General features: G+C 34.8%; 23 protein-coding genes and 1 tRNA gene. 15 read left to right on the top strand and 9 right to left on the bottom strand.

Annotated elements, in window-relative coordinates:
* Positions 1–57: 57 nt before the first annotated feature.
* Positions 58–1,170 carry a sensor histidine kinase gene (locus tag C6988_RS09945; protein WP_182135150.1) on the top strand — a complete coding sequence of 371 codons (1,113 nt, stop codon included), beginning with the start codon at positions 58–60 and terminating at the stop codon, positions 1,168–1,170.
* Between the two features lie 22 nt (positions 1,171–1,192).
* Here C6988_RS09945 and C6988_RS09940 read toward each other — a convergent pair whose 3' ends face one another.
* Positions 1,193–1,864, bottom strand: a complete 672-nt coding sequence (locus C6988_RS09940; protein WP_182135148.1) for a response regulator — start codon at positions 1,862–1,864, stop codon at positions 1,193–1,195.
* A 126-nt stretch (positions 1,865–1,990) separates the two neighbouring features.
* Between C6988_RS09940 and C6988_RS09935 the strand changes: the two genes are divergently transcribed.
* Positions 1,991–2,767 (top strand): hypothetical protein, encoded by a 777-nt coding sequence (locus C6988_RS09935; protein ID WP_182135146.1) that lies wholly within the window; start codon positions 1,991–1,993, stop codon positions 2,765–2,767.
* Between the two features lie 226 nt (positions 2,768–2,993).
* On the opposite strand, the gene C6988_RS09930 is transcribed toward C6988_RS09935, so the two are convergent.
* Positions 2,994–3,374 carry a hypothetical protein gene (locus C6988_RS09930; RefSeq protein WP_182135144.1) on the bottom strand — a complete coding sequence of 127 codons (381 nt, stop codon included), beginning with the start codon at positions 3,372–3,374 and terminating at the stop codon, positions 2,994–2,996.
* A gap of 257 nt (positions 3,375–3,631) precedes the next feature.
* Here C6988_RS09930 and C6988_RS09925 point away from each other — a divergent pair, with 257 nt between their 5' ends.
* Positions 3,632–5,161, top strand: a complete 1,530-nt coding sequence (locus C6988_RS09925; RefSeq protein ID WP_182135142.1) for a cryptochrome/photolyase family protein — start codon at positions 3,632–3,634, stop codon at positions 5,159–5,161.
* 74 nt (positions 5,162–5,235) lie between these two features.
* Here C6988_RS09925 and C6988_RS09920 read toward each other — a convergent pair whose 3' ends face one another.
* Positions 5,236–5,589, bottom strand: coding sequence for a hypothetical protein (locus tag C6988_RS09920; RefSeq protein ID WP_182135140.1), 354 nt, complete (start codon positions 5,587–5,589; stop codon positions 5,236–5,238).
* Positions 5,590–5,697: 108 nt separating this feature from the next.
* Between C6988_RS09920 and C6988_RS09915 the strand changes: the two genes are divergently transcribed.
* Positions 5,698–6,027 carry a winged helix-turn-helix domain-containing protein gene (locus tag C6988_RS09915; protein WP_182135138.1) on the top strand — a complete coding sequence of 110 codons (330 nt, stop codon included), beginning with the start codon at positions 5,698–5,700 and terminating at the stop codon, positions 6,025–6,027.
* Positions 6,028–6,094: 67 nt separating this feature from the next.
* Here C6988_RS09915 and C6988_RS09910 read toward each other — a convergent pair whose 3' ends face one another.
* Entirely contained in the window at positions 6,095–6,802 is a 708-nt protein-coding gene (locus C6988_RS09910; protein WP_220463435.1) for a thermonuclease family protein, read from the bottom strand.
* Positions 6,803–6,964: 162 nt separating this feature from the next.
* Here C6988_RS09910 and C6988_RS09905 point away from each other — a divergent pair, with 162 nt between their 5' ends.
* Together C6988_RS09905 and C6988_RS09900 are read left to right on the top strand one after the other, a co-directional pair.
* Positions 6,965–7,978 (top strand): TIGR00341 family protein, encoded by a 1,014-nt coding sequence (locus C6988_RS09905; protein ID WP_182135135.1) that lies wholly within the window; start codon positions 6,965–6,967, stop codon positions 7,976–7,978.
* Positions 7,979–8,009: 31 nt separating this feature from the next.
* Entirely contained in the window at positions 8,010–8,387 is a 378-nt protein-coding gene (locus C6988_RS09900; protein ID WP_182135133.1) for a carbonic anhydrase, read from the top strand.
* Positions 8,388–8,454: 67 nt separating this feature from the next.
* Here the strand turns inward: C6988_RS09900 and C6988_RS09895 are convergent, their stop codons facing one another.
* Both C6988_RS09895 and C6988_RS09890 read right to left on the bottom strand, forming a co-directional pair.
* A complete protein-coding gene (locus C6988_RS09895; protein WP_182135131.1) occupies positions 8,455–8,889 on the bottom strand; it encodes a universal stress protein in 435 nt (144 codons plus the stop codon).
* Between the two features lie 42 nt (positions 8,890–8,931).
* The gene (locus tag C6988_RS09890; protein ID WP_182135129.1) at positions 8,932–9,216 is read right to left on the bottom strand and encodes a hypothetical protein; all 285 of its coding nucleotides are present in this window, start codon (positions 9,214–9,216) and stop codon (positions 8,932–8,934) included.
* A 139-nt stretch (positions 9,217–9,355) separates the two neighbouring features.
* Here C6988_RS09890 and C6988_RS09885 point away from each other — a divergent pair, with 139 nt between their 5' ends.
* The 3 genes from C6988_RS09885 (at position 9,356) to C6988_RS09875 (ending at position 12,758) form a co-directional block, all read left to right on the top strand.
* Positions 9,356–9,610, top strand: a complete 255-nt coding sequence (locus C6988_RS09885) for a UBP-type zinc finger domain-containing protein (protein WP_182135127.1) — start codon at positions 9,356–9,358, stop codon at positions 9,608–9,610.
* A 30-nt stretch (positions 9,611–9,640) separates the two neighbouring features.
* Entirely contained in the window at positions 9,641–11,407 is a 1,767-nt protein-coding gene (locus C6988_RS09880) for a M3 family oligoendopeptidase (RefSeq protein WP_182135125.1), read from the top strand.
* A 172-nt stretch (positions 11,408–11,579) separates the two neighbouring features.
* Positions 11,580–12,758 carry a hypothetical protein gene (locus tag C6988_RS09875; RefSeq protein WP_255464470.1) on the top strand — a complete coding sequence of 393 codons (1,179 nt, stop codon included), beginning with the start codon at positions 11,580–11,582 and terminating at the stop codon, positions 12,756–12,758.
* On the opposite strand, the gene C6988_RS09870 is transcribed toward C6988_RS09875, so the two are convergent.
* Entirely contained in the window at positions 12,755–13,306 is a 552-nt protein-coding gene (locus C6988_RS09870) for a pyruvoyl-dependent arginine decarboxylase (protein ID WP_182135120.1), read from the bottom strand. The two genes, C6988_RS09875 and C6988_RS09870, sit on opposite strands and share 4 nt — an antisense overlap.
* A 38-nt stretch (positions 13,307–13,344) precedes the next feature.
* Positions 13,345–13,815 carry a peroxiredoxin gene (locus C6988_RS09865; RefSeq protein ID WP_220463434.1) on the bottom strand — a complete coding sequence of 157 codons (471 nt, stop codon included), beginning with the start codon at positions 13,813–13,815 and terminating at the stop codon, positions 13,345–13,347.
* A 96-nt stretch (positions 13,816–13,911) separates the two neighbouring features.
* Between C6988_RS09865 and C6988_RS09860 the strand changes: the two genes are divergently transcribed.
* Positions 13,912–14,460, top strand: coding sequence for a hypothetical protein (locus tag C6988_RS09860; protein ID WP_182135116.1), 549 nt, complete (start codon positions 13,912–13,914; stop codon positions 14,458–14,460).
* Here the strand turns inward: C6988_RS09860 and C6988_RS09855 are convergent.
* A complete protein-coding gene (locus C6988_RS09855) occupies positions 14,434–14,637 on the bottom strand; it encodes a hypothetical protein (RefSeq protein ID WP_182135154.1) in 204 nt (67 codons plus the stop codon). The genes C6988_RS09860 and C6988_RS09855 overlap by 27 nt on opposite strands.
* Before the next feature lie 90 nt (positions 14,638–14,727).
* On the opposite strand from C6988_RS09855, the gene C6988_RS09850 reads away from it, so the two are divergent.
* From C6988_RS09850 to C6988_RS09830, 5 genes are all read left to right on the top strand, one after another.
* Positions 14,728–14,802 (top strand) — tRNA-Thr (locus tag C6988_RS09850).
* A gap of 134 nt (positions 14,803–14,936) precedes the next feature.
* Positions 14,937–16,400 (top strand): DEAD/DEAH box helicase, encoded by a 1,464-nt coding sequence (locus tag C6988_RS09845; protein WP_182135114.1) that lies wholly within the window; start codon positions 14,937–14,939, stop codon positions 16,398–16,400.
* Between the two features lie 53 nt (positions 16,401–16,453).
* A complete protein-coding gene (locus C6988_RS09840) occupies positions 16,454–16,690 on the top strand; it encodes an Lrp/AsnC family transcriptional regulator (protein ID WP_182135112.1) in 237 nt (78 codons plus the stop codon).
* Positions 16,691–16,786: 96 nt separating this feature from the next.
* Positions 16,787–17,164: a hypothetical protein gene (locus C6988_RS09835; RefSeq protein WP_220463433.1), complete on the top strand. Its 378-nt coding sequence runs from the start codon at positions 16,787–16,789 to the stop codon at positions 17,162–17,164.
* 15 nt (positions 17,165–17,179) lie between these two features.
* Positions 17,180–17,449, top strand: coding sequence for a hypothetical protein (locus C6988_RS09830; RefSeq protein ID WP_182135107.1), 270 nt, complete (start codon positions 17,180–17,182; stop codon positions 17,447–17,449).
* Positions 17,450–17,655 lie beyond the last annotated feature (206 nt).

The raw sequence follows: 17,655 nt of genomic DNA, 5'->3' as shown, positions 1-17,655 counted from the left end.
TCTTTAGGGAAATCCGGTGAATCATTTATGGCAAAACGAGACTCAAATGGGGATGCATTGTTCATTACTTCATTAAGGTTTGACGATGATTCGTTCTTAAAGCGAACAATACCAAAAGAAAGAACGGATGTACCAATAACTCAGGCACTATTGAAAAATGAGAGCATCTTCAAAGAAAAGGTAGACTATAGGGGAGTTCCTGTTCTTTCTGCAACAAAATATATCGAGCAAATGGACTGGGGCCTTGCAGTCAAAATAGATCGAAGTGAAGCATTTGCGACATTAGAATATATCGGTAAGATCACCATATTTAGTTTGGTCCTCCTCTATTCATCTTTCGTTGTAATGTCGATTTTAATATCAAATTCATTTGTATCAAGACTTGCAAAATTATCATCACATACAAACCAAATTGCCAAAGGCAAGTTGGCCCCAGCCGTTTCTAATATGGGCGATGATGAAATTGGAAATTTAGGTAAGAATATTTCAGAAATGGGGCAGAGCATACGAAAATACCAAAATGAAATAGTCCAAAACGCAAAACTAACCGCCATTGGAGAATTTGCTGCAAAAATGGCTCACGATTTAAGAAATCCTTTGGGAGTAATAGCTGGAGATTTAGGTTTTATTAAAATGGAGGACAGAGACGTCACCAATGAAAAAAAACAAGCATATGAAAGAATTGACAGATCTATAGCAAGGATTGATGCTCAAATTAATGATATTCTAAATTTTGTAAGAGATACACCCTTGAACAAAAGGAATCATATGCTAAAACCGATAATTAATGATGTTATTGATAATATCATAATTCCTGATGATGTCACAGTAAGCATTCTTGTGGGAGATGTCAAAATTTTCTGTGATAAGGAAAAAATCTCTCAGGTTTTTGAAAATATAATAACCAATTCGATTCAAGCAATGGAAGAAAGGGGAAAAATAACAGTTGATGCACGGGATTCAAAAGACAAAACAACAATTTGTTTCACAGATACAGGTCCTGGAATTAATTCAAGGGATATTGGTAAGATTTTTGACCTAATGTACACGACTAAGAAAAAAGGAACCGGCTTAGGTCTAGCCATATGCAAGAAAATCGTTGGTCAGCATAATGGAGAGATTTCTGTGAAGAATAATCCAACCACGTTTGAGATATCACTACCCAAATGAAATGAAATTAAAAAAATTCTAATTAGATTGACTCAGAATTATCATTTGCATGACGCGTGATCAATTCTTTTAGAAATGTTGGCGCAATGGGTTTTTGTACTAAATAAATAGCTCCTTTATTCTTTACTTCTTTCCACCTTGAAAGATCCTTAAATCCAGTCATGAAAATCACCCTTGCGTCAGGAAACTTTTTTGTAATATCAAAAAAAGATTTGTAACCATCTTTTACTGGCATATTGATGTCCATTAAAACTAGTCGGGGTTTATGAATAGAGTACTCCAAAACTGCCTCTTGGCCGTTCCTTGCTAGTATAGTAGGATAACCAAAATTTTTTATTATATTTGACAACATATTGAGAAGATCTTCATCGTCATCGACAACCATAATCTTTTGGTCATATTGTTTTGTAAATATGATTTTTTCTTTAAGATATTTTCTTTTAATATCAGTCATGAATTTTTTAATGTCTCCATAATCCTGAATGAATTTTTCCCCTTTTTCAGTTATTAAAATTGGATCAAGTTGAATAAATTTGTCTTTTTCCAGTTCATGTAAATTATTTATCAATTTGTCATATGACATTTTTGTACGAAGTTGAAGATGAGTTGGTTTGATGAGTCCCCTCTGTTCAGAATGTATTGTGCTCAGAATATCATAGAAAAGTTCTATTTTATTTCTGCGTAATACAACCATAATTTATGATGGTGCATACTCTTAAAAAAACTCCCTTTGGGGAGCAATAGGCTTTATAATGAATTCCCTATATTATTCGTGGTATACATACGGGAAAAAAAAGTAAAAGGGGAAAAATATCTTTATTTGGTAGAAAGCGTCTGGGATACAGAGAAGAGTACGTCAAAACAAAAGATAGTAAAATATCTTGGAAAAATAGAAAAAGCAAAGTTACTTGACATTCCGGAAAAATTCAGAAATTTAAATAATATAATAAAATATTTTTCTGAAAAAAAATATTATGAAAATGATAACCAGAATAAAATCATCATGACATTCAGAGAAAACCTTGAAAATTCTTTGATGGCGGGCAACATTTCTGGGGCAGAAAATCTTTTTGAATCTTATTCAAAGATTTACGATGCGAAAAAATTTATCGGCGACATCCTACTTCCTGTCAAAACAAGAATAGACCTACTATTGAGAAAAAACCAGATCAGCAATGGGACACATACGGTCTGCTATAATGGTATGCTGAAGATTATTCAAGGCATAATTGATTCAGTGAATCTCAAACCAAAAAAAGACAAGGTGTTAGTCTGTTCACCGTACGGTCAACAGAGCATTTTGGAAAATAAATTGGTAGAAATTCAGTTTGCATGGAAAGGACACAGGGTAGTTAATGCTCCATCGTTTTCCTCAATATCAGATATTCTTTTTACAATTGAAAGAGATCACCCAGGCATTGTATTTGTTACAATTACTGGAAGGAACGACATATCCAATGCAAAGAGACTGATTGAGCAAATAAATGAAAAAGACAACATTCAGATATTTTCAGGAACCCATTCTACTAAAAAAACCATAGTTCAAAGAAACAAAGAAAATTTAGAAGAAATTCTGATTCAATCCTTATCAAATTAATTCGATCCTAGAAACATTAGTAACCTTTGAAATAAAATATAATTATTTGCTGAAGATAGTTGATTCTTAAATTTTAGATTATTTTTTAGCAATAGTTTATGTTCCGCATCTTGGAAAAATACGAAACAGGATTGAGAGATTATGCAAAAAGAAAAATTTCAACTAAAATGAAAAATTTTGTTTCATTACAATAAGGAATTGTACTAGACATATCACACGAGATTGATTATAGTTTATTGAGAAAGTCAAGATCCTCCTCTATGTGCTTGATGATTTGTTTGATATTTTTGTAATTATGACTCATATTCAAAAACGAAACCTGATCCTTAATGAATTTCAAGTGGGTTTCTGCTTCGACAAGTAGTTCAGTTAGATCCCTTATGCATTCATCCCTGGTTTTTTCACCTGCATCATATGATTGAAGTAAATGATTTCGTTGCAAGTTAATTCTATTTGTTTTTTCTTGAATTTCCTTTACGAGTTTAGTATTTTCCCAATAATCAGACACCTCATAAGTAAGAACAAGTATTCCAGCGCCTGTGGCTATACCTACCAGAACAAGAGCCGAGGGGGGAACAAACACCACATTCAAAATGAGATGATTCAAAGTTTATTTTCCTGTGTGTGCAATTTGCGCATATCAAGATATTTTTCTAATATCAAGAGAAAATCACACATGCCAGGATATAGCTGTATTTGGAAGACAAAGTCCTACATCCAAATTCTATTATATCATAATTGTTTATTTCTGACAAAATGACATTATGTTACAGATGAGAAAAATAATTTATTTAATTGAAGATTCAGATATCTTTCAATTCAAAAAATGGTTTTCCAAAAATTCTCACAAATTTTCTCACAAAAATGACTAGGAACTTAATAGTAATCTTAGGGGACCAGCTTTCCCATGATATTTCTTCATTGAAGAAAATAGACAAAAATCATGATGAAATCCTAATGATGGAGGTAGGGGATGAGACTCGATATGTTAGTCATCATCCAAAAAAAATCATTTTGATTCTTAGTGCCATGAGACATTTTGCCCACGAACTGGAAGAAAATGGGCACAAAGTGCATTATGTAAAACTCGAAGATAAACTCAATACAGACTCATTTGAGAGAGAAATTTTACGTTACTACCAAAAGTTAAAGCCAAAAAAAATTCTTGTTACAGAGCCCTCAGAATATCGTGTACAAACAAATCTGGAAAAATTAGAACGAAAGATCCCAATTGAATTTTTAAATGATGACAGATTCTTTTGTAGTAAGACCGATTTTAGTGAATGGGCAAAAAAACAGTCTCTGTTTAGAATGGAGAATTTTTATCGATGGATTAGGAAAAGGGAGAAAATCCTAATCGACAAAAAAGGCAAACCCGAAGGAGGCCAATGGAATTACGATAGAGACAATAGAGAAAAATTCACGAAGGATCTAAAGACCAGGAGAGTCATAAAGTTCAGAAATGACAATATCACTAGTCAAGTAATAAAATTAGTCAGGAGAAACTTTAGTGAAAATTTTGGTAATCCTGAACCATTTTGGTTTGGGGTAACAAGGAAACATGCAAAAAAAGCATTAAAGGATTTTGTGGAAAACAGACTAGAAAATTTTGGGAGATTTCAAGATGTAATGAAAAGCGATGATGGTTTCTTGTTTCATTCTGTTCTTTCATTGTATCTAAACATTGGACTACTCACTCCAAGAGAAGTATGCAAAATTACAATCAAAAAGTATGAGGATGGAGATTGCCCAATAAACTCTTGTGAAGGTTTTATCAGACAAATAATTGGTTGGCGGGAATATGTGCGAGGAATTTATTGGATGTATTCTCCAAAATATTCTGATACAAATTATTTAAACGCAAAAGGTGCTTTGCCAGATTTTTTTTGGACCGGCGACACAAAACTCAACTGCCTAAAAAAATGCATCATTCAAACCAAAGACGAATCATATGCACACCATATTCAAAGGTTAATGGTTACTGGTAATTTTTCACTTATTTCTGGCATTAATCCAAAACAAATCTGTGAGTGGTATCTTTCAGTTTATTCTGATGCCTTTGAATGGGTAGAACTTCCAAACACACATGGGATGTCCCAGTTTGCAGATGGCGGCAAGCTTGGATCTAAGCCGTATGCTGCAAGTGGTGCGTACATAAACAAGATGAGTGATTACTGTAAGTCATGTCATTATTCTGTAAAAGAAAAAACTGGTTCATCTGCGTGTCCATTTAACTATCTTTATTGGGATTTTTTTATAAGAAACAAGTCAAAACTTCAAAGCAATCCAAGATTGTGGACTGTTTATGCAAATATCAAAAAGATGAATCCAAACAAAATTAAACAGATCAGAAATGATTCAAAAGCATTTTTGAGTGAAAATAAAATAATATAAAAAATTACGACATATTTGCTCTAGTTCACGCGGGGCAAAAAAATTTTGATAAAAATTCATTTCCAAATTAAGAGTTACGGGATTTTACCCCATCCCCTTTGAATTAATTTTTCTAAACTAGACTCTTTAACACAGTTAAGAGAGTTAGTAGTGTTTTTTAATATCGGCACCAATTCATTAGGACACATCTGCATAGATTCGGCCGATTGTTTCTCCACATAGGTCTCCGATTGTTTTTCTACAGAGTTTTCTGATTGCTCCATAACATCTTTATTTTTATTCTCAGAGTACAAATCACACTTTTCGCCTTTTTTTATGACCTCGGTTCCACAAACTTCGTAATCACTTGACCAATGCCATGAACCATATGCGGAAGTAAATGGAATGATCAGTGTAGAAAAGAGAACAACGATCATGGTCGATTTCATTGAACTAGCTTAGGAATTATCGTATATTAGAATAAAAAAAATTCTTTCAATTACCACTAGAATAGTATTCTTAATTTCATTAAATATGATAATGTGGATGCAGTTAGTATGGCCTTGGAAATAGAACCCCATAATATTCAAGATATGAAACAGAAGCAAGGACTCCTTGAAATCGTTTCAGACAAGTACTGTAGAGACATAATACAATACATACAGGACAAACCAAAATCTGCAATCGAGATATCTTTTGAATGCAATATCCCAATTAGTACTGCATACAGAAGAATTCAGTTTTTGGTAGATAATAGAATCATCACCACTACAGGATACATTAGCGAAGATGGAAAAAAATTCTTTCTCTACAAAAGTAAGATTAAAGGAGTCAAGTGTCATTTTCAAGATGGTTCAATCGAAGTACAAGTGACTTTAAACAAATGAGAAATATTTTTCATTCAACAGAGTTTGTTAAAAATAAATTTACTGAAAGAGCTTTTTTGTAATAACTTCAAGATTCACAGCCAATTCCATCCCTGTCTCCATCAAAACCGTGAGGGTCTTCACCAACCACCTCAAAATTTCTTTGAGAAATATCTTTGCAATTCAAATCTGGCAATCCAGGCTCTAAACAAATACTTGGGTATGAGGGATCGCAATTAGATTGCACAGGCGAAACTTTTGGTGCTGAATGAAATTCAGGTGCACAACCATACTTTTGAGCCCATGTCTCGGATGCAAACTCACTTACTCCACAGAATCCAGTATGCACTACTCCGTGCCCAGACTCTAGTAGCTCCTCATTAAGATTCACACCGTTGCAAAGAACCACAGCCACAATTCGCTCATAGCTTCCTTCGGTTTGTCCATCATCTTCGTTTATCAAGGCAGTAGAGCCAACAGGACACAAACTAGCTATGTAGTCTCTCGCTTCTATTCCACCGAATTCATTTAGCTCAGGCGCAGATGCAAGAGAAAATCTGATTGATGTGTCATCCACCTTAATGGTGTCTCCGTCTATAACTTGAGTAACGGTTCCTAGGATGCACCTAGCATTTCCAGAGCATTCTCTTGTTGAATGCTGGGAGACTTTGGTCTGCTCTTGCTGACTAGGGGCAGAATTGCCTTCTTGCCACATTTCGTCCTGGTTGAAATCATATACTAGAAAAATTGTAATGATTAGTGGGATTATAGTCAGTCCAAATACTGCCTTGTTCACTTCAACTTTTCAAATAAAGTATCCTATAATTTCTATTATTCCATAACACTAACCACAGTTTTTTTATGCTTTGTGAAAAAATATTGTGCGTGGATTTTACTAATTAAGATAATTTGATAACCTTAAAGGTAGTTGAGCATGACAGGAGTTAGAAGATAACATATGAAAAAAATAGAAATAACGTGCCATGAACAAAGAGGTTCAGTAGTAGAATATGTTTTAAAAAAATACAAAGTTCCTTACCATCTTAATTTAGTCATGTATGATGAGTCCAAACTTTTACGATATTCAGCCATTTGCTTAAATGATTTAGCTTCAAATTTGGTAAATGATCTAAACAAGTTGGTAGATACAAAACAAAAAGAAGTGTTGATAACAAGCCAGCCTATAGAAGCAACACTCTCAGAATATTTACAAAAATTAGATAAAGAAGTAAAAGAGAATCCCCCAAAATCAAAAAAGAAAAAGCTATCAGAAGAATTGCAAGAAATTGTTGATCCAAGTGTAAAATTTAACAAAAATCTTCTCATCATGATTGTTATAGCTGCAGGAGTTGCAACAGTTGGATTATTTGCAAATAATGCGTCATTGGTTATTGGTGCAATGCTGATTTCCCCACTCTTAGGACCAATTACAGCATTTTCATTTAATGTCGCGGTAGGAAAACCAAAAAATGTCTACCAAGCAACGACATCAGGGCTCATTTTACTTGCAGCGGTAATAGCAACAGGTGCCGTTCTAACTATTATTGCGCTACAATTTAGTGATCTCCCACTAACAAATGAAATAATTTCCAGAACGGAGATATCCCCCATTTATCTCGGAGTGGCAATAGCTTTAGGATTGGCTGGAGGTATTGCAATGACAACAAAAATTCCAGGAATTTTGGTAGGAGTAGCCATTGCGGCAGCATTGGTACCACCGGCCACAGTTTCAGGAATTGGAATTGCATTATGGAATTTTGATATTTTTTCAAGTGCGTTGACCCTAACTGCTGCAAATGTCATAGGACTAGTGTTAGGTACAACTGCAATATTCTTCATTGAAGGGATTACCCCACGAAGCATGTTTGAAAAAGAAAAAGCTAAAAGACAGATTTGGATAACCATAGCAATTTTCATAGGCTTGAGTATTGTTTTAGGAATTTTACTAATCAAACCAGATTCAGTTGGATAAAATATAATACACAGGATAAGGAATTGAAAATATGGCAGAAGGAAAATTTGCTACAGCAATTAATTGTATAGATGGAAGAACGCAAACTCCAGTATCAGAATGGATTAAGAAGAATCATTCTGCTGATTATGTGGACACAGTTACAGAGCCAGGTTGTGATAAAACACTAATACAAAATCCGGAAAAAATTGATCAGATCAAAGCCAAAGTCCAGATTTCAATAAATGCTCATGGTTCATCACTGATTGCAATAGCAGGGCATCATGATTGTGCAGGAAACCCAGTATCAAAGGATGAACATATTTCTCAGATAAAAAAATCAGTCGACATTATCAAATCTTGGAATTTACCCGTTAAGGTTGTTGGCCTATGGGTAAATGATCAGTGGAAGATCGAGCAGGTTCAGTAAAAATTTAGTTGAGTATTATTATCAAGTAACTCTGACTCCCCTACTGCAATATTTGATATTGGTAATCCTAAGAACGCAACAATAACAGAGGCACTGCGACTTCATGAGATATGCTTTTGATTATATCATCATAATAAGATTCTTCAAAATCAGATAGATGAGGATGATCGATTATTAGTAAATCAGTTCTGTGTTCTTTTACATAATCATGAATCCAATCAGGGATTGATTCTGTAAGGGCTAAAATCGTTTTTACAGAAATATTTGCACCCTTAGCCTTTGCTTCAAATTCTTTGAGAGTTTTTTCACCAGCAAGTTTTTGCTTTTTTGCTGCTTTCTTGTCATCTTTAGTCTCAAACAGGACAAACTTTGGAGTTTTCTTTAGTACGCACTCAATTACTGTAAGATTTCCATTAAATTTTTGGGCCATAGCCATGCCGACCATGAATGGTTTAGTCCGAACACTTCGTGTGATAAAGGCCACGGTAATATTCTTGAACATGTCTAGTCTCAAACTAAGATGAATTTAAGAATTACAAGTCGTTCATTTTGATTGTTTTTGAATTTCGACTTTTTGTGCACGTCTTTTTTTGATTAGACTATACATAATCATGCCAACGTTAATGATAGATACAATCTCAATTAGATCTACACCATATAGTAACCAGTCTAGTACTGGATGCAATCTACTGATGTGTCCTGTCTGTAAATACAAATCAGCATTCCATACCATATGTGGAATTTGGATGAACTGAATAATTGCAATTATTACTATACTTCCTAAAATTTTATTTTCATACCATTTCCAAAATTTATTCCATGCATTCATAACATTAAATGCACTTTTTCACAAATAAAGGATATGAAAATTAGATAGGACTAATTAGACTAGACTAATTTTTTTGTTCGTAAATTTTTTAAAAATTAATCCAAGCTAACTTTTTATTTTCTAATTTGCAGTTAACAACATGACAGAATTATGTGAACATTTTGCACAAGAAAAAAATGTAGAGCCAACAACAAAGGGATGTAAAGAATGTGAAGAAGAGCATTTACCTTGGGTGGCCATACGAATGTGTTTAACTTGCGGTCATGTAGGATGTTGTGATTCATCATATGGCAGACATGCTACAAAACATTTTGAAGAGTCGGGGCATCCAGTAATGATTGCAGTTCCAGACAAATCATGGAAGTGGTGTTATGTTCACAAAGAATACTATTGATTTTATAGTGGTCAAAACTAACAATGTCAAATGGTTTACAAAGCTGGAAGCTGGAATTTAACGAAGCTAGTAAAAGATCCAAAGAAACCAGAATTTGAGAATCAAATTAGACGTATTCAAAAAAAAGCAACCGAGTTTGAAAAAATCAAATCAAAGCTAAAACCAACCATTTCAACATCAGATTTTTTAAAAATTATAAAAAATTTAGAAGCAATTTCTGAAGAGATCAGCGTTGTTGGAGGATATGCATCTCTTTCATACTCTGCAAATACACAATCAGATGAGGCAACATCATTACTAACAAGAATGAGCAAGCTTGGTTCAGATGTCTCTAATCAGATTTTATTCTTTGATTTATGGTGGAAGCAAGGAATTGATGAAAAGAATGCAAATCGCCTAATCAAAGATGCGGGAGATTTGGCACAGTATCTCAGACACAAACGTCTTGTTGCAAAGTACTCCCTTAGCGAGGCAGAGGAACGAATAATCAATACTTTGGATGTGACAGGAATTACAGCACTCATCAAACTTTATGATAAAATAACTAACGCATTTGAGTACTCAATTACCTTAAGTGGTAAAAAAAGAAGGATGACTCGAGAGCAACTATCGGGTCTTGTTAGAAGCACTAATGCAAAGACAAGAGAGGCAGCTTACAAAATTCTATTGTCAAAATATTCACAAAACAAGGGAGTTCTAGGCGAAATTTATCAAAACATTGTTCTAAATTGGAAAGATGAAGGAATTGACATACGTGGATATCCATCTCCTATTTCGATGAGAAATATTGGCAATGACGTAGATGATAAAACAGTATCCTCACTATTGCAAGTGTGTAAAAAAAATGCCCCAGTATTTCAAAAATTCTTTCAACAGAAAGCAAAGATGCTTGGTCTAAAGAAACTAAGAAGATACGATCTTTATGCTCCAACAAATACAAAGATTAAAGAAAAAAATTATCCTTACGACAAATCAGTCAGACTAGTCTTTGAGTCGTTAGGAAAGTTCAGCCCAAAGCTTGCAGAGTTTGCAAAAAACATTTTTGATAAAAATCATATTGACTCTTCAATACGTCCAGGAAAGAGAGATGGAGCATTCTGCAGTACGCTATCGCCAAAAATTACCCCGTTTGTGCTAGTAAACTTTACAGGGAAGTCACGAGATGTATTTACACTTGCACATGAGCTTGGTCATGCAGTACACAGTCAAGCAGCAGATAGAAAATCAATTCTTGTTCAGGATGCACCACTGCCATTGGCAGAAACAGCATCAACGTTTTCAGAGTTACTTTTGTATGAAAATCTAGCAGACAAGGTGAAAACTAGTGAAAGAAGAGCTATGCTTTCTGAAAAGATTGATGATTTGTATGCAACGATAGGAAGACAGTCATTTTTCACTTTGTTTGAGGTAGAAGCCCATAAACAGATTGCAGGTAGTACCACAGTGGATCAGATTTCAAAAACATATCTTGAAAATTTGAAAGTTCAGTTTGGAAGCTCTGTTACATTGACTGATGATTTTGCAATAGAGTGGAGTTGTATTCCACACTTTTATCACACTCCATTTTACTGCTATGCATACTCTTTTGGAAATTTACTTGCTCTATCGCTGTTTCAAAGATACAAAAAGGAGGGCACAAGTTTTAGTAATGCATACATTGAGATTTTGGCTGCAGGTGGATCTCAAAAACCCGAAAAACTGCTCGCAGAGTATGGTTTTGACATAACATCAACTGCATTTTGGCAGGAAGGCTTTGACTATGTCAACAGCCAAGTCAAAGAATTAGGTAAACTGTAATAATTTTGTAATTAATGGGGCCGACAGCCATACGCACAGGCTGCCGGCTTGTTCCCCGATCGGTTTGAATCGATGTCAAGTCTAATATTCTATAATAGAAATTTAAACGTTTGAGAAAAATCCTGAATAAAATGTAGCAACCTTAATACTGTAAATTAGAAACGTGCATTTTGTGTACAGAGTATTTGCCATAATTGCAATTGTAATAGCCTCATTTGGAATCAGTCAAGCATATTCCCAAGAACTCCAATTTGCAACATTCCAAGAGATGGGTCAGGTTTTAATTGATCAACAAATTTCAAACAATGTAACTGCATCAATAACTCTTCAGAGCACCAGCAACCAAGAGATGAAGATTCCCTCTGATGTAGAACAAAAGATTAGAGATAATCCACAGATCATCTCAGTAATTTTAACAAATGAAGAAAGATGCATTCTCGGAGTCTTTGACCAAGCATGTGTTTTGATTAATGTTACACAACATCCAGACTGGAAGGGCATCAATTCTATTCAAGATGGAACTAGAGTGATTGGCGATTCATTAATTGATGATATCAACAGAGTTTTTGACACTAATGCAGAGTTTCATTCGGTATACATACATCATAGCGATGAAGCTAACAAACTACTTGACACATCCGGAGTTGTTTCAGGTAGAGGAACAGTTTCAGCAGTGTATGTGATGCCACTTGAAGACACAATGTCAATGTATGAAAAGATTTCATCGATTTTGATACCCAAGGTAATTAGAGATTCGGGGGGATTTTATGAGAATGCAAAAAAGATGTCATCTGATTCAAATGCAAGTATGACATTTTCAATCATTCCAAGAGATAATGCATCATTATTTCAACTCAAATTATCTATTGATTACCCAAATGCTGCCGACAAAGTAAGTACAATCAAACCATTAGAATTTTTACATGCAGATGAATTGAGAAGATCATCATACTTTTCTGGAGGATTTTATCCACTTAATTCATTATTACAAGTGGTTATTTTATCACCAGAACCAACTAACGTAGAAAAAGTTCGAGGTAATTTGATGGACACACATCTAATTGATGGAGAAAAAATTCCAACAGACGTAACCCAGACAGGTTGGATATTCGATCCAGAATCAGGTGAAAAGATTGAGGGAAAGTTTCTCTTTGGAAAAGAATCAATAGTAAAAAGTGAAGACTTGGAATTCACGTTGACAGGATTTGGTGGAGAGTTTACCGAAAAACCAATTATAGAAAATGATGACGTTGAGGAAAATTACGAGTCAATGATCATAGTTGCAATTATTGCCATAGTAGCAATCGGTGCAGCATTATACTATCTGAAAGGATATAGAAAATCAGCCTAGACAATCAAGACTGCCGCAGCAAACACAGTAGTCCATTTACCATCTTTGTTTCCAATTGCAGTTTGCGTAATGTTTGATGATTTGTAGATTTGCCCAGAGATATTCCATTGTTGTCGTTTTTCATCCCAGCTTTTGTCAATATCAAATGGAATGCCAAGTGATGATGCCAACATTTGTGCCGCGATATCTTCTGCATAATCACCTGCTTGTTTTTCACTTTGTCCAAAGGAATCATACTCTGAAAGATATCCATACCTGTTTGGATCCTTTGGTTGTGCAATTCCTACTGATGCAGCAGTTAATCTATGCGGTTCATTGGTTTGGTTACGGGAATAAATTGTAAAGAGAATCTGTCCCGGATTAATTAGCTTTAATCCTTCCTTTCTTGATACAAGTTTTGCATGTGGTGGAAAAATACTAGAGATCAAGACAAGGTTAGTTCCAGCAATTCCTGCATCTCGTAAGGCATACTCAAAACTAGTTAGCCTATCTTCGTGTACTCCTTTTCCTTTTGTTAAAAATAATTTCTTTGCTACTAGGTCTAACAATTTGTCATTTCTCTAAGATATTATTATTTATATTTTGATTAAACAGAGGATTCCGCAATTTGTCTAAGAGTTTGAAGTATCTCCTTCCCGTGAGATTCTACTGAGATATCTCTAAAGATTTTCCTAATCAGTCCGTTTTTGTCTATAATGTATGTGCAACGCTTTGGTAATCCAGCTATATTCAAGCCAGCATATAGCCTGCATGTGTCTTTTTTAGTATCACTCAGGTGCTTGTATGGCACCCCATATTCATCTACAAACTTTTTTTGTGACTCAACAGTATCTATAGAAATTGCAAACAGTACCGAATCAGTAGAAACGATATCATCATAGGATGCAATTACACTTTGGGCCATTTTGAAGACTTTTTTTGAAGGGCATGCAAAAAGATGATTCTTTGGATAAAAGCACAAAACTACGTTTTTTTTTCCCTTAAAAGAGCTCAAGGAAACCATGGAGCCATCATGTGCACCTAGCTCAAAGTTTGGTGCAGGTTCAGATTCTTGCATGGCAATTATCTTCATGTTCAATATTTAACAAATTGCTTTCCAAAGGAGCGGTTTCTAACTAGAATTTTTATACTATGTAAAGATGGTTTGAGTGTTTTGGAAGAGTCTTTTTTTGAATCAGACATCTTTATTGTCGGGTACTATGTCTTGACGGTTGGTGCATCTCTTCTTTTAATCAAGGACACCAAAAAAAGACTCAGTGATCTAAAACAAGGATTACGTTCAATCAAGTATGCACCATTTGCGTTTGGAATAGTTGTTGTTTATGCTCTTTTATTATTTGATTTTCTAGATAGGATTCCTTTTCTAAATTGGAGCTGGCTTGGATATAATATTGCCTTTGGTCCTTTTGCAGATCAGGGAATTTGGGGAATAATTCCTTTCATCCCCTTGTTGGTGTACATGTTTATTCACATCAATTATGTAGAAGAATTTTACTTTAGGAAAAGCAAAAAGATGGTTCTAGTTTGGGCACTTATTCATATTGCAATGGGAATTAAAGTGCACACTGCATTATTCCTAATACCAATTGGATTTTTGTTCAAGTATGTTTATGACAAAAAAGGCATCAATCATTCGTATGCGATGCATTTTGCAACCAACATAATGATTGTAATGTCACTTTTCCTTACGTTTGTCTCGTAATCTTGGTTTTTGTGTTAGAAATATCCATCCGGCAAATCCACCAAGACAGAGATTAATCACTCCAAGAAAGGTCAAATAAAACACATTGTTGTTTAGTCCCAAAAAAATTCCTGCAATACCAGTTCCAAAGAACAGACCCATCATAACTTTTAGTTTATGAGGCGCGATGTATTTCATTGCTGATCTGCACAATCCGAGATTATAAAAACTGACGGGGCAATTGAGGAGAGAACACTTTAAACTATCTGAAATTTCATTGTACTCCGTGCCAATGTAGCTCAGCCTGGCTAGAGCATTCGCCTTGTAAGCGAAAGGTCGCGAGTCCAAATCTCGCCATTGGCTCATCAAATTTTATCAAATTAGCTCATCCAAAGTTTACAATGGTTTATTATACGTGTAAAGACCAGTTAAATTGGAAATAATGACGATCAGGCAATGATGCTGTTTTCGTCATTGCTTTACGAGAGAAAAATAAAATGACAAAATTTAGTGAATTAGGAGTAAGACAAGAGGTACTAGATGCTCTAGAAGACATGGGCTTCAAAGAGGCATTCCCTATTCAAGAGGCTACAATTCCTGTTTTACTAACAGGAAGAGATGTTATCGGTCAAGCACACACTGGAACAGGTAAGACTGGCGCATATTCCATTTCAATGCTAAACCAAATTGTACCAAAGAATGGAATTCAGGGATTAATTTTAGCACCAACTAGAGAGTTAGCAGTTCAGATTACAGAAGAGATAAAAAAATTCGCAAAGTATACTGGAATTAAGGTCGTATCAATTTATGGCGGACAGAGTATGGGACCACAACTCTCAGCTATTGCAAGAGGCGTTGAGATCATTGTTGCAACACCAGGAAGATTAATTGATCATCTGAAACGAGGTTCTTTAGACCTTGATGATATTGCTCATGTAGTTTTAGATGAAGCAGACACCATGTTAGATATGGGATTTATTGACGACATTCAGTTCATTTTAGATAAAACACCTGATGAAAAAACAATGTCATTGTTTTCAGCAACTATGCCAGTTGAGATATTAAGATTATCAGAAGAGTATTTGAGAAATCCAAAACAGTTTCTTCTTGATGCAGATGATCTTAGTGGAGAGGGAATAGATCAATCATATCTAGTTATCAAAGATAAAGACAAGATGAAGTATCTAATTGATTTTATTAATCAAAATAAAGGCAGACAGTCAATTGTTTTTTGTTCAACAAAACATAGAACTCGCGATGTCACAAGAATGTTACACCAAAGTAACTTTGATGCAGTTGCAATTGAAGGAGACATGTCACAACACAGAAGAGAGCAAGCCATGGGACGATTTAGAACTGGAAAGGCAGAAATTTTAGTTGCAACAGATGTGGCTGCAAGAGGAATTGATGTACCAAGAGTGGCTTTGGTTGTAAACTATGATGTTCCAAACCAAGAGATGGTTTATTTCCATAGAATTGGAAGAACCGCACGAGCTGGAGCCAAAGGAAGAGCCATTACACTTGTATCATATTCATCTGTAGGAGAATTCAATCTTATCAAACGACAAATCAAGGTAAAGATGACTGATCTAAACCAAGAGATGGGAATTGAGATTAACATTCCTGACCCACTAAAGCGTGAAGTACCGCAAAGAAGGTATGGAGGGTACGGTGGCGGAGCCAGAAGAGGAGGCGGATATGGTCGCAGTGGAGGCTATGGAAACCGAGGAGGAAGATTCCGAAGAGATGGCGATGCCAGAGATGGCAGAGTAGGCAAAGGCGGCGGCAGAAACAACTATGGAGGAAGAAGTTACGGCGGACGCAGTTATGGTGGAAATAGTTCCTATAGAAGAGATGATGATTCAAGAGACAATAGAAAAGAGAGTGGAGATTCTGAAAGAAAACCATATAGAAAATTTAGCTCAGAGAAGAACCATTATGGTCTTCGAAGTCGCTGGTAGATATTAAAAAAATCTAAAACTTAAGAGTCAGTAATACACAGATAAATTAAGAGATGCATTCTGGCTACATTTTGCTAAACTGTGATTTAGGTGCAGAAGAATACATTGTAGAAGAATTACGGACCATGCCAGAAATAAAAAATGCATTTTTAACTTTTGGCGCTTATGATGTAATTGCAGAAGTTCATGCAGAGACTCAGGACGAGTTTGAAAAGATTGTAGGTACAAAAATACGAAAACTGGCAAGAGTAGTCAGTACGATGACTCTGAATGTAATTAATCCCGAATGATTGGTATTCTATTACTTAACTACTGACTAACAAGAAAACTTGACTGAAAACCAATACAGAAGATCATAAATCTAACATAGAAGAAAGAAGACAGGATTGAGATTCGATTTATCCGTCTTGTTAGGATTAGTTATAGTTTCAATTTTACCAGGTGGTTTTGCCATGGAAAACGTTCCAGAATCATCCTTTTTGAATAGATATTCCATAACTAAATCTTCAGCGCCAGTACTAGACCTAGAAAATAACAGATACCATTTTGACATGGTAATTAAGAAAAACGATTTTTCTCATTTCACACAACATATGACGATGAGTGGAGATGTAATTTATCAACATAGAGTGATTGAATGGACAGCCCCACAGTGGCTTATTCCAATAAATAATTTGTACCTAAATAACCAGATATCCTTTGAAGAAATTCAGGCATTATGCAAATATCTTGTAGAGAGTAATATCGTTAAAGTAAGAACATGATTACTTGTAAGATTAATGACTGTAAAAAAAGCTATCAAAATGATTGATTGGTGGATTAATCAAAAAAAGGATGCAATGAAACAACTTGGTATTGATATGAAATATCATAGTAATAGCAAATCCAGTGATATTACACAAACCATTTTCGAGATTGAAAGTACCGCAATTTCAAATTTGGAAAGGATCAAAGATGAGTTAAATCCCAAGTGCAAACACCCCAAAAAAATGAGAGATTTGACCTCTGATGGTCAAAGATATTGTATGAATTGCAATACAGATCTCTAATTTTTTATTTTCAATTGAAAATTTCAACCCATATTGGAAAACTCAAATATTCTGATTCGAATAATGATCAGAACATGGTAGAGTTTCTAATTGATGAGAATATTCTAGGCTTGGATAGATATTTAGAAGGAATGCCAATTAAATACAAAAAAATTGGAGATCATGGCTGCCCACCAAAAGGGTCAAAAGATTCAACAGTAGCAAGA

This window comes from Nitrosopumilus sp. b1, from assembly GCF_014078545.1.
Taxonomy (GTDB): Archaea; Thermoproteota; Nitrososphaeria; order Nitrososphaerales; family Nitrosopumilaceae; genus PXYB01.
The sequence above is the reverse complement of the archived record's forward strand: the minus strand, read 5'-3'. Positions and strand labels throughout refer to the sequence as shown.

What these genes read in the sequence shown, in the direction of transcription:
- C6988_RS09940 (WP_182135148.1), bottom strand. Translation starts at nt 1,864, where the DNA reads ATGGTTGTATTACGCAGAAATAAAATAGAACTTTTCTATGATATTCTG.
- C6988_RS09925 (WP_182135142.1), top strand. Translation starts at nt 3,632, where the DNA reads ATGACTAGGAACTTAATAGTAATCTTAGGGGACCAGCTTTCCCATGAT.
- C6988_RS09920 (WP_182135140.1), bottom strand. Translation starts at nt 5,589, where the DNA reads ATGAAATCGACCATGATCGTTGTTCTCTTTTCTACACTGATCATTCCA.
- C6988_RS09915 (WP_182135138.1), top strand. Translation starts at nt 5,698, where the DNA reads ATGGCCTTGGAAATAGAACCCCATAATATTCAAGATATGAAACAGAAG.
- C6988_RS09905 (WP_182135135.1), top strand. Translation starts at nt 6,965, where the DNA reads ATGAAAAAAATAGAAATAACGTGCCATGAACAAAGAGGTTCAGTAGTA.
- C6988_RS09900 (WP_182135133.1), top strand. Translation starts at nt 8,010, where the DNA reads ATGGCAGAAGGAAAATTTGCTACAGCAATTAATTGTATAGATGGAAGA.
- C6988_RS09895 (WP_182135131.1), bottom strand. Translation starts at nt 8,889, where the DNA reads ATGTTCAAGAATATTACCGTGGCCTTTATCACACGAAGTGTTCGGACT.
- C6988_RS09890 (WP_182135129.1), bottom strand. Translation starts at nt 9,216, where the DNA reads ATGAATGCATGGAATAAATTTTGGAAATGGTATGAAAATAAAATTTTA.
- C6988_RS09885 (WP_182135127.1), top strand. Translation starts at nt 9,356, where the DNA reads ATGACAGAATTATGTGAACATTTTGCACAAGAAAAAAATGTAGAGCCA.
- C6988_RS09880 (WP_182135125.1), top strand. Translation starts at nt 9,641, where the DNA reads ATGGTTTACAAAGCTGGAAGCTGGAATTTAACGAAGCTAGTAAAAGAT.
- C6988_RS09865 (WP_220463434.1), bottom strand. Translation starts at nt 13,815, where the DNA reads ATGCAAGAATCTGAACCTGCACCAAACTTTGAGCTAGGTGCACATGAT.
- C6988_RS09855 (WP_182135154.1), bottom strand. Translation starts at nt 14,637, where the DNA reads ATGAAATACATCGCGCCTCATAAACTAAAAGTTATGATGGGTCTGTTC.
- C6988_RS09845 (WP_182135114.1), top strand. Translation starts at nt 14,937, where the DNA reads ATGACAAAATTTAGTGAATTAGGAGTAAGACAAGAGGTACTAGATGCT.
- C6988_RS09840 (WP_182135112.1), top strand. Translation starts at nt 16,454, where the DNA reads ATGCATTCTGGCTACATTTTGCTAAACTGTGATTTAGGTGCAGAAGAA.
- C6988_RS09830 (WP_182135107.1), top strand. Translation starts at nt 17,180, where the DNA reads ATGACTGTAAAAAAAGCTATCAAAATGATTGATTGGTGGATTAATCAA.